At 53.5% G+C, this 9416-nt stretch carries 8 protein-coding genes; 2 read left to right on the top strand and 6 right to left on the bottom strand.

Features of this window, described 5'->3' with window-relative positions:
* Positions 1-223: 223 nt before the first annotated feature.
* Entirely contained in the window at positions 224-1528 is a 1305-nt protein-coding gene (locus tag RT340_RS19620; protein ID WP_160869954.1) for an MFS family transporter, read from the top strand.
* Here RT340_RS19620 and RT340_RS19615 read toward each other — a convergent pair whose 3' ends face one another.
* The 6 genes from RT340_RS19615 to trxC form a co-directional block, all read right to left on the bottom strand.
* Entirely contained in the window at positions 1529-1849 is a 321-nt protein-coding gene (locus tag RT340_RS19615) for a YfiM family lipoprotein (protein WP_058959193.1), read from the bottom strand.
* A 3-nt stretch (positions 1850-1852) separates the two neighbouring features.
* The gene (gene pssA, locus RT340_RS19610; protein WP_313377537.1) at positions 1853-3208 is read right to left on the bottom strand and encodes a CDP-diacylglycerol--serine O-phosphatidyltransferase; all 1356 of its coding nucleotides are present in this window, start codon (positions 3206-3208) and stop codon (positions 1853-1855) included.
* A gap of 122 nt (positions 3209-3330) precedes the next feature.
* Positions 3331-5982: a bifunctional acetate--CoA ligase family protein/GNAT family N-acetyltransferase gene (locus RT340_RS19600; protein ID WP_160834686.1), complete on the bottom strand. Its 2652-nt coding sequence runs from the start codon at positions 5980-5982 to the stop codon at positions 3331-3333.
* A gap of 43 nt (positions 5983-6025) precedes the next feature.
* Complete coding sequence (locus RT340_RS19595; protein ID WP_313377536.1) at positions 6026-6796, bottom strand: YaeF family permuted papain-like enzyme; 771 nt, start codon at positions 6794-6796, stop codon at positions 6026-6028.
* A gap of 85 nt (positions 6797-6881) precedes the next feature.
* Positions 6882-7574: a tRNA-uridine aminocarboxypropyltransferase gene (locus RT340_RS19590; protein ID WP_313377535.1), complete on the bottom strand. Its 693-nt coding sequence runs from the start codon at positions 7572-7574 to the stop codon at positions 6882-6884.
* A gap of 78 nt (positions 7575-7652) precedes the next feature.
* A complete protein-coding gene (trxC, locus tag RT340_RS19585) occupies positions 7653-8072 on the bottom strand; it encodes a thioredoxin TrxC (protein WP_034825465.1) in 420 nt (139 codons plus the stop codon).
* A 156-nt stretch (positions 8073-8228) separates the two neighbouring features.
* On the opposite strand from trxC, the gene RT340_RS19580 reads away from it, so the two are divergent.
* A complete protein-coding gene (locus RT340_RS19580; protein ID WP_160834684.1) occupies positions 8229-9344 on the top strand; it encodes a tRNA/rRNA methyltransferase in 1116 nt (371 codons plus the stop codon).
* The last annotated feature ends 72 nt before the right edge of the window (positions 9345-9416 follow it).

Here is a 9416-nt window from a genome sequence, read left to right as displayed (position 1 = left end):
AACTGCCAGGCATCAAATAAGTGAAGAAACCCTGAACGAAAGTTCAGGGTTTTTTTACGTCTATATAACGCTGAAATTGCATGCAATCGCCCTAATTTCACCCCCAAAATCCCTTACTAATCACAAATTAGCACCTTCAACGTCATCCAATTCCCGAAACCGCCCAACACGTGCTTTACTGAATCCTTTGGCATTAATTTATCGCAAGGAAATGAGGTAAGACATGACCGACTCACTACAACAAAAAGTGGCACCATCTGAATCAACGATAAACAGCAAACAACGCATCTGGGCGATTGTTGGCGCGTCATCGGGCAACCTGGTCGAGTGGTTCGATTTCTACGTTTACTCCTTTTTCTCACTCTATTTCGCGCATGTATTCTTCCCGGCAGGCGATACCACTACGCAGTTACTGCAAACAGCAGGTGTATTCGCCGCTGGATTTTTAATGCGTCCGATTGGTGGCTGGCTGTTTGGCTATATCGCCGATCGCCATGGACGTAAAAACTCAATGCTGATTTCTGTCTGCATGATGTGTTTAGGATCCTTGGTGATCGCCTGCCTGCCAGGATACGGCGAAATTGGCGTAGCGGCACCGGTGATCCTGCTGCTGGCGCGTATGTTTCAAGGGTTGTCAGTGGGAGGAGAGTATGGCACCAGCGCTACTTACATGAGTGAAGTCGCTTTAGAAGGCCGTAAAGGATTTTACGCATCATTCCAGTATGTGACGCTGATCGGCGGGCAGCTGTTAGCGGTTCTTACCGTGGTAGTGCTGCAACAGATCCTCAGCGACGAAGAGTTGCGGAGTTGGGGTTGGCGTATCCCCTTCTTCCTTGGCGCCGTGCTGGCTGTGGTCGCTCTGTGGCTGCGTCGCTCACTGAATGAAACCTCCGAGAAAAAGAATCGTGAACATAAAGATGCGGGCAGCGTTATGGGTTTGCTGCGCAATCACTCACGCGCATTTCTGATGGTATTGGGTTTTACTGCCGGCGGTTCACTGAGCTTCTACACCTTTACCACCTACATGCAAAAGTATCTCGTCAACACGGCAGGGATGGATGCACGCAGTGCCAGCGGATTGATGACTGCTGCATTATTCGTCTTCATGTTGATTCAGCCGATCGTTGGAGCGCTTTCAGATAAGATCGGTCGTCGATCCTCGATGATGATCTTTGGTGCGGGTGCAGCGATCTGTACCGTGCCGATCCTGATGATGCTGCAAAATGTGCAGAGCGGTTGGGCCGCATTTGCACTGATCATGCTGGCGCTGATTATCACCAGCTTCTATACCGCCATCAGTGGCATTCTGAAAGCAGAAATGTTCCCGCCAGAAGTGCGCGCACTAGGTGTTGGCTTATCTTATGCGGTGGCTAATGCGATCTTTGGTGGTTCGGCCGAGTATGTCGCTTTACTGCTGAAGAAAGAGGGGATTGAAACCAGTTTCTTCTGGTATGTGTCGGCGATGGGGGCATTGGCCTTCGTTATTTCCCTGATGCTCCATCGCAAAGGGAAGGGCATTGCACTGTGATTATTGGCTTAAATTCCACAAGGCAACGCCAGTGGCCGCTCCCGCCACGTCATAGCTGAGATCTTTCCAACTCCAGCCGCTCCCCGAAGAGCGGCTGTCATATAACTCTTTTCCTACGCCAAAACTCAGCGAGAACAAAAAGCCAAAACGTAAATTTTGTCCACGGCTTTGATGCTGGTGTTGGGAGATTTCACTGCCGGCAGCGGCTAGCACGGCAGAAGAGAAGAAGTGTTCGGCTTTGTCCTTACCGGTCCAGTTATCTTGTGCCACATGCGCACATCCACTACAAAGTAAAACTACGCAGAGGATGAACGCACGCATCTGCTAGAGTAAGCGACTGATAAGACGGTCAATACGGATACGGCGTAGACGACGGATTAACTTACGTACTTTCGCCGGATAGTCAGAAATACTCTCTAATTCGCGGAAGTGCTGGACCGTCGTGGTATGTTCACGAATCAACGCCAGCTCTTTCTCGCGCTGTTCTGCCAGCTCATTCTTCGGATCATGGATAAGCACCGCATTTTCCAAATCCAGTCGCCAGGCGCGCGGATTAAGGTTATTACCGGTAATCATCATCCACTCGTCATCCACCCAAATGCCTTTCAGGTGATAACTGTTTTCGCCGTCTTTCCACAAACGCACCGTCAACTGGCCGTTATTGACGTAATACTGCAAACGGCTCAGAAAGCGTCGCAGGTTGATCTCATACAGATAGGGCAGTGCGCCGATGATTTTAAACGGCTGGTCAGGCGGGATGTAGAAATCGTTGGCGGTTTTATCGCCCACGATGATCTCCACTTCTTTACCCTGACGCAGCAGGTGGATCAGATTACGCACCAGGATCGCTGGCAGGTTGAAGTAAGGCGTGCACAGCGTCAGTTTACGCTCGGCGCACGGCATCAAATGGAAGATGGTTTTATTGAGCAGACTGCGTTTGCCAAGGCCCACCAGCGGCGTGACCGCCAGTGAGTCATTGTCAGTATTCCCCGCGAACTGGTAGTTAAAACTGCGCAAATCCTGGCGGAACTGGCGTGTTTCGTTTTTAATTTCAGGGCTGGATGGACGCTCAGTCTGGTCAAGGCGATTAACCGCATCGGACTGCTTGAGATTTCCGCAAATCCACGCGTACATGGTGTCCGCCAATTGTGGATTGCGGATTAGCTGATAGCGATCATAGCGATATTTATCATGCTGATGCAGATAAACATCATTCAGGCTGGCGCCGCTATACAGTAAGGTGTCATCAATAATGAAGCCTTTCAGATGCAGTACGCCAAGTGCTTCACGCGTGTTAACGGGAATGCCATACACTGGAATAGCGATCTCGGGATGCTGTGCTGCCATCTCGCAATACCAATCAGCGTTGGTCAGTCCACGAGCGGCGCCAATTCGGCCACGCTGCGCGCGATGCCAATCCACCAGAATACTGATATCCAGCTCCGGACGTGCCTGACGCGCAGCATAGAGCGCCTGCATGATGCCACGCCCGCCGTCGTCGTTCTCGAGATAGAGCGCGGCGATGCAGATGCGTTTTTCAGCCGCAGCGATTTTCGTCAGCAGGGTCTCACGGAACTCGGCAGGCGAGTAAAGCGTGGTCACATCCGACACGGATTGTGACAGTTTAGGCAGCTGTGCGAGGTGTTGTTGGTGTTTATTGCGTTTAAATTTAGACAACATCACAGTGCACTTCTTCTCTGTTCATTGCATGGCCTTTTGCCATCAAATCATGATCCTAACGGTGAATAATAACATCAACCGGCCTGATAAGGAGGATTTTTACCTTTCTGTACAGGATATCATCACGCCTCACCGAGCGGTAAATTCAGGCTGACAATGCCATCATCCAATTGTATATTCACACGAAAATTCAGTTTTCGTGCCAGCGTAATCATGCCGGTGTTGTGTGGCATGGTGATACCGTTCAATTGTTGCAGACCATGATCGCGCGTATAGCGGATCATCTTTTCCAGCAATCGTCTGCCCATCCCGAGTCCTTTAAGATCGGAGCGCACCAGCACCGAAAACTCCGCATCAATGTTATCGGCATCCGAGATCGCACGCGTCACACCAATAATCTCATCATTCCCGTTGTGCTGTCGTACTGCAACAATGGCCATCTCTCGGTCATAGTCGATTTGGGTCATGTTGGCGAGATCCTCATGCGTGAACTCATTGATCTCACTGAAATAACGATAATAAAGGTCTTCTTTCGTTACCTGAGCGATAAACGCGCGCAGTTGTGGTTCATCTTCCGGCAAGATCGGACGGAACAGGCAATACTGCCCATCTTTCAGCTGTACTTGTTCTTCAAGATGATGCGGGTAAGGACGGATAGCCAGACGCGCTTCGTTATCACCAGTAAATGGCGCGAGTTGCAGCGTGACATCCAGCAAGGTGAATTCATTCGCGGAGGCCAGCAGCGGATGGATATCCAGCCGCTGGATCTCCGGGCAATCTACCACCAGATTTGAAACCTGCACCAGCAATTGGCTCAGCCCGGCAATATCCAGTGGACGCAACGCACTGCGACTGCGCACTTTGCCGCTCTTCATCGCCTGAATCACCAGATAACGCGCCAGCGTCATGTTCAATGGGGGAAGTGCGACGGCAGCCTGTTTATCGGCCTGCCATTCTACGCCGCCTTCACCCAGCATAATGATGGGACCAAACAGCGGATCTTGCTCCACCACCACGCGTAATTCCTGCGCACCCGCACGATTCGCCATGCTTTGTACCAGCAATCCATCAATTCGGGCTTGAGGATGGGTGTGGCGCACGCGATCAAATATCGCTTCAGCGGCCTGCTCGACCTCCTCACAACTGCGCAGATACAGCATCACGCCCTGAACTTCTGATTTGTGTGGAATATCCGGCGACCGCAGCTTAAGCGCCACCGGATAACCAATCTGATCGGCAATAGTGGCGGCCTCACGGCTGTCACTCGCAATCCAGGTCGGTAGCGTCGACAAACCATACGCTTGCAGCACCGGTTGCACTTCGTGGGTATCCAGGGTGTTAATCCCCTGATCCAGCGCTTGCTGAATCAACTGGTGCGCCTGCGTACTATTTTGTGTCAGGCCTATCGGCAAAGCGGGGGTTTCACGCAGTTGTTTTTGGTTACGGCGATACTCAACCTGATGCATAAATGCAGTTATAGTGCCTTCCGGTGTGCGCCAGGTGGGGATTCCGGCCTGAGTGAAAGCACGACGAGCGGCTTGTGACGAATATTCGCCACACCAGTTAGTGAGAAGTGTCACCTGTTTGCCGCGCGGATGTTTTGCCACTGTCGCAATAATTTGCTCGGCCGTTTCGGTGGCGGGAGACACGGCGCTCGGGGCATGGATAATCATTAATGCATCGAGTTCATGGCTATCCAGTAGTTGTTCAATGCAGGCAACATAGCGCGCAGGGGTGGCATCGTCCTTGAGATCCAGCGGATTACCGCGCCCAACGCCCTCGGGCAACAACGTGGTCAAGGCTTGTAAAGTCTCATCACTCAGCGTAGCCAGTTTGCCATTACGCGCGTACAGCTCATCCAGTGCTAAGGCTGCGGGGGCTGCGCCGTTGCTGATGATCATCAATCTATCCCCTCGCAATGGACGCATATGGCTCAGCGATTCCACCGCGGAAAACAGTTCATGCGTGTCCTGCACCCGCAGCAAACCGGCACGCTGAATCGCGGCATCCCATGCTGCATCCAGCCCGCTGAGTGTGCCAATCATCGCCTGTGCCTGATGGCTGCGACCGCTTTTGATCACCAGAATCGGTTTATTGCGTGAGGCGCTACGAGAGGCCGAAACAAAGCGGCGCGCATCACTGAGATGCTCTAGATAGAGCAGAATAGCGCTGGTTTTACCGTCACGCGCCAGGAAATCCAGCAAGTCATCAACATCAATATCCAGACTGTCGCCCAAAGCGATAAACCAGGAGAAGCCGAGATTGCGCTGCTGAGCCCAATCAAGAATGGTGTTGGATACCGCAGCGGATTGAGAAATAAAGGCAATGCGTCCTTTTGCGATCGGCACCGGCGAGAAGCTGGCGTTTAATCCTTGCCACGGGGCCAGCAATCCCAGACTGTTCGGGCCGAGCAGGCGAATTTGCCACTGGCTGGCGCAGGCTTTCAACTCTTCAAGCTGACTGGCGGGCGAGGAGAGAATGATGCAGGCTTTGCAGCCTTTTTCACCCAGCTGCTGCAGCAGCTCCAGATTGCGTTTGGCATGAGTACAGATAATGGCGAGATCGGGCGCGAACGGCAGGCTGGCAATATCCGGCCAGGCTAGCACACCGCTTACGGCTTTATACTTCGGCGTGACCGGCAGCACCGGACCGCTAAATCCGCCAGCCAGCAAATTACGCATCATAAAGTAGCCGGCGCGCCCCGGTGTAACTGACGCACCAATCACCGCGATTGATTTAGGTCGTAACAGTGCTTCCAGTCCGCGTTGGCTCATCATCCGCTCCCGACATCAAGATTGGCATGATTGTAAACGCTGTTTACTCTGCTTGCCGACTCGCCGATCGCAGGCTGAGGATCTCTTTAAGGTTCCAGCGCTTTAAATGGCCGATGTACTGCATATTCTGCTCGCTATGCCATGCTGAGACATCTCTATCACGCAGATGCATGAGATCAGCCGGACTGACCCAGCTCGCCTGTCCCTGAAGTAGCTCGACGCCTGCATGGCGATATCCTGCGATGACGAATTCTGAGCAGAAGAAGCGATTGGCTTGAGGATCGTCAACGTCGGCGAGTTGCACGCGCGCTAATGCAGTAAGACAGGCACTGCGTAGATTTTCATGCATCAGCGGCAGCTCGCAGACGCGGCGCGAAACCATAAACGGCATGAACATCACGATACCTTTGAAATTGTATTTTTTGCCTTGTTGCTGGTGGGCAAATTCGCGCAACAGCGAGCTTTGGTCTTGAGTGAGGCTGGGCACGCGTAGCACCAACACATTATTACTCTCCTCAATAGCCTGTTGCAGCGGAATGATTTTGACACCACTGCCCACGGCTTCCGCCACTTGCCGATCACCCAGGTAGATTGCGGCATGGCTGACACCGCTGAAGCTAATCAGGCGAATGCCCCAGGATTGAGGCGAGGTGGCGGAGGAGAGCAGCAAATCACCTGGCTGCAATTCAGCAACGCTAATGATGCCACCTGTGCGTGTGCTAACGGATTGTAACTGCAGTGGGTAAGGGCGGTCAGTTTGCGGTGCCGTGCTGCAGCCCGCTATCAGCAGCACAACAAGCCACCAGACTTTCATAGCGCATCATCCTTATGTTGGGAGCCAACTCCATGGCGATGTGCGACTAGAAATCAAACGGACGAGTTAAAAAATCAGGCGATCCCTACAGCACACTTTCCTGATAGTGCACAGGATGATGCGGCTTGCCTGCCAAATAAGCGTGACGGAAATGCTCAAAATGCTGCTGTAACGCGCTTGCTGCCTCAGCATCGCCAGCCTGTTCCAGCAGCGCGGCGGCCACTTCAGCGGTACAATGCTGGCCCTCGCCGTGCGCTTCCCGCAGCGTGTAGCGCGAAGGTGTGGAAACGTTGAGTGACATCACCGGGAACGCATCCAGCCAGGGGCTTTTGCGGAACATTTTGCGGGCTTCGGTCCAGGTGCCATCCAGCATAATAAATAGCGGTGGTTTGCCGGTGAGCGGAGGTGTGATGAGGACTTCCCTGCCTGCATCGGCATACGAGCCCGGAAATACTACCAGTGGCTGATAATCGGTGGTTTGCACTGCTGCGAGCATCGCTTCATCAGGTTCGGTGCGTGACCAGCCAAACGCCAGCGTTTCAGGCAGGATATCGGCAATCAGGCGTCCGGTATTGCTCGGCTTCATCGGCTCGGTATCGAACATCACCAGGCAAAAACGGCTGCGTGCTAGCTGCGGTTGCAGCGTGGCACACAGGCAATTTTTTTGCGGCAACAGACAACGCTGGCAACGCAACACGCGATTGCCACGGGCAAGAAACGGGCGCGTAGCGCGTGCTAAACGTTGCGCACGTAAGCGCAGAACGGCATTTTCAGACATAGAATCGCAGGCAGGAAAAAAACGCCAGTTTAATGGAAGGCGAACGGCAAGGCCAGCACAGGGGCTGGCCTGAGGTGCTTAAAGTGATTCGTCGAGCCATTCATTAAACGGCGCTTTGGGCATTGCCCCGTTTAACATGTCGACCATCTCACCTTTTTTGAACACCATAATGGTCGGGATACTGCGGATGCGGAAGCGTGAGCTGAGTGCCGGTTCGGCTTCCGTGTTCACTTTCACAAAGCGCACTTTACCGCGGCGTTCGTCAGCGACATCCTTAAAAACAGGCGCGAAGTTCACGCACGGACCGCACCACGGCGCCCAAAAGTCGACCACCACGGGCAAATCGTCCTGCAAATATTTATCAAGCGTGGCTGCCGTGGCATTCACGACTTCACCATTGAACAGCTCGTCGCCACAGCGACCACACTTGGCGCCATCGGCAATACGTTCCTCGGGAACGCGGTTAGTTGCCTGACAGGAGGCACATACAGTATTCATCGTCACCTCAAACCGGACCTGTAAATGTTATGATTGCCGAACATTATGAAAAGGTTGAGTGCTATGCTCAATCTGGATTGCCCAATAGGTTCAATAGTTGATAGCTAAGCTCCAGCACATCAGGTAATCTTCGCGCTCTCAATGCAGGAGGAACAAATGAACGACGAATTTAAAGGCAAAAGCGGCAAGGTAAAAGTGATGTATGTACGTGATGAGGATGCAGGCCAAAAGCCAAATCCCCGTACCGGCAAAGGCGGCCGTCCTGCTGCGCGCCAGGAAGATAATCGTCGTTCTGGTCCTCGTACTGCACGTAATAATGAAGAAGGTGGTCGCAGCAGTGCAGGTGGACGCGGAACGCCCGCGCGTGATGCACGCAATGCTGACCGCGGTCGCAGCTTCGGTCGTCGCGATGATCGTGATGACAACCGCAGCTTCGGTGATTCTCCGTGGCGCACCGTTTCTCGTCCGCCAGTGGCTGATGACAGCCAGGTTGATGATGCAGCCAGCAACAAGCCGGTGATCGATCCCGAGCAGATTCGCCGTCAGCGTCAGGAAGAGACGCGCGTTTACGGCGAAAATGCCTGCCAGGCGCTGTTTGCCAGCCGCCCAGAGAGCATTGTACGTGCCTGGTTTATCCAGAGCGTCACCCCGCGCTTCCGCGAAACGCTGCGCTGGTTAGCGGCCAACCGTAAAGCCTACCACGTGGTGGATGATGCCGAGCTGACTAAGGCTTCAGGCACCGAACACCACGGCGGCGTGTGCTTCATCATCAAGAAACGTATGGGCATGGAAGTCTCTGAGTGGCTGAAAAAAGCGGATACCAGGGATTGCGTGCTGGCGCTGGAAGATGTCAGCAACCCGCACAATCTCGGTGGCATCATGCGTAGCTGCGCACACTTCGGTGTGAAAGGTTTGCTGGTTAACGATGCTTCCCTGCTGGAATCGGGCGCGGCAGTACGTACTGCCGAAGGTGGCGCAGAACATGTGCAGGCGATCAGCGGTGAAAGTTTTGCCAGCGGTCTGGAAGCCTTCCGCAAAGCGGGTTACACCATCGTGACGACTTCAAGCCATGAAGGCACGCCGCTGGCGAAAGCTGAGCTGCCAGCCAAAATGGTGTTGGTACTGGGTCAGGAGCGTGAAGGTCTGTCCGACAGCGCCTTCCAGCAGGGTGATATCAGCCTGTCGATTGGCGGTACCGGCAACGTTGAGAGTCTTAACGTCTCCGTGGCGACTGGCATTCTGCTCGCCGAATGGTGGCGCCAGAACGCATAAAAGAAAACGGGCCGAAAGGCCTAATGCCGATCAGTTAAGGATCAGTTGAACGATCCAGTGGCTGTGTAAGAA

The sequence above is a fragment of the Pantoea sp. CTOTU50773 genome (assembly GCF_032082325.1).
Lineage (GTDB): Bacteria > Pseudomonadota > Gammaproteobacteria > Enterobacterales > Enterobacteriaceae > Pantoea > Pantoea communis.
The sequence above is the reverse complement of the archived record's forward strand: the minus strand, read 5'-3'. Positions and strand labels throughout refer to the sequence as shown.